The sequence below is a fragment of the Mesorhizobium sp. M2C.T.Ca.TU.002.02.1.1 genome (genome assembly GCF_003997225.1).
Genome location: NZ_RZTO01001017.1, coordinates 1 through 1,926, shown reverse-complemented (window position 1 = coordinate 1,926; position 1,926 = coordinate 1). Strand labels below are relative to the sequence as shown.

General features: G+C 65.3%; 1 protein-coding gene. It reads right to left on the bottom strand.

Translation table 11 applies throughout. The features are described 5' to 3' along the window. Positions 1–137 precede the first annotated feature (137 nt). A partial coding sequence (ligD, locus tag EOD07_RS32745; protein ID WP_127238183.1) for a DNA ligase D occupies positions 138–1,926 on the bottom strand: 1,789 nt, incomplete at its 5' end.

Here is a 1,926-nt window from a genome sequence, read left to right as displayed (position 1 = left end):
CGCGTAACCCCTGCGGGCCAGCGGTCATCAAATCGACCGCATCAAAGGCCGAATACATGACCGCTCCAGACTTGCGCCGTATCTGCTAATTGCCTCTTGCCTAAGAGGGGCCGTCCATACATGACGACGCCGAGAGGCTACCGCTCCTTCTCCACCGCCGGCAGATCCCGCGCAGCCTCATCAATCTCCGCCCATGGATCGCCCGACGTCTCGAGCAACCCCGGCAGTGAGGCGTAATTCAGATCCTCCGGGGCGTCGATCGCTTCGAGGTCGGTCCAGCTCACCGGGGTCGAGGCCGGCAGGTTGGTGCGGGCGCGCAGCGAATAGGGCGCGGCGGAGGTATGGCCGCGGGCGTTGCGGTGGAAGTCGATGAAGATACGCTTCTTGCGGTTTTCCTTGCCCATCGTCGTGGTGAAGGTGTCGGGCGCGCTTGCCGCCAGCAAAGTCGAAATCGCGCTCGATGCCTGGTGCAGTTTCTTCCAGTTCTGCTTGCGCGTCACCGGCACCGTGATGTGGATGCCCTTGCCGCCCGAGGTCTTGGCGAAGGGCACCAGCCCGAGGCTCTCCAGCCCGCCTTTGATGTGGACGGCGGCCTCCACCACCTCGCGCCATGAAATCCCCTCACCGGGGTCGAGGTCGAAGACGATCTGGTCGGGCTTGTCGAGTTTTGTCCGGTGCGTGCCCCAGGTGTGGAATTCGACGACGCCGAATTGCGCCAGCGCCAGATAGCCCTTGGCGTCCTCGACCGAGAGATAGGTCTTGGTCTCGCCCTCCGAATTGGTCGACTCGAACACCGCCACCGAAGGCGGCATGCCCGTGAAGGCGTGGCGCTGGAAGAAGCAGTCCTGCGGCCTGCCGGTCGGGCAGCGCACCAGCGATACCGGTCGGCCGATGATATGCGGCAGCATGAAATCGCCGACCAGCGCGTAATAGACGGCGATGTCGAGCTTGGTCGGCCCGGTCTTGCCGAACAGCCGCCGCTCCGGATTGGTCACCCAGATGGTGGCAAGGTCGGATTCGGCGATCAGCCGCTTGCGCTTGACCGCCACCGGCGTGGTCAGCCCGCCAACATCGCGCAGGCCGCGAAAGACGCCGTGGCGGATCGCGTTGTCGCCGGTGCGGTGCGAATGGCGGATGCGGGCCGACAGCAGCGGCTTCGCCCAATGCATCTCGCGCATGATCTCGCGCGGCACGCCTTCGGGCGGGCTGGCGCCGGCCGTCAGCCGCTCCAGCCGGGCGAGCAGATCCCGCGCCATGTCGCTGTCGAAGCCAGTGCCGACCTTGCCGCGATAGTGCAGCTCGCCATTCTCGAACTCGGCCATGCCGAGCGCCGCAAGCCCTTCCGCCTGGTCGGACACGGTATAGCCGGCGATGACGAAATCGTCCGTCTTTTGCGCCTTCACCTTGGTCCAGCTCTTGGTGCGGCCGCTCTGGTAGATGGCGTCGGCGCGCTTGGAGACGACTCCTTCCAGCCCGAGCTCCGAAGCCTGGTCGTACAGGCCTTGCCCGTCGCCCTCGACATGGTCGCTGTACTGGATGGCGGAATTCGCAGCCTGGCCAGCGAGCAGTTCGGCAAGCAGGGCCTTGCGCTTCTTGAGCGGCGCCTTGCGCAGGTCCCAGCCGTCAAGATGGAGCAGGTCGAAGGCGTAGAAATGCAGCTTCGAGCCGGCGCCTTCGGCCAGCGCATCCTGCAGCAGCGCGAAACGGGAGATGCCTTTATCGTCGAGAACCATGATCTCGCCGTCGATGATCGCCTGGCCGACCGGCAGCCGCGAAAAGGCCTGAGGGAGATCGCCATAGCGTTTCGTCCAGTCGATGCCGCCGCGGGTGATCAGCCGCACCTCGCCGTCCACCACATGCGCCATGGTGCGGTAGCCGTCGAATTTTATCTCGTGCAGCCAGAGTTCCGGCGTCTTCCGCGAGGGG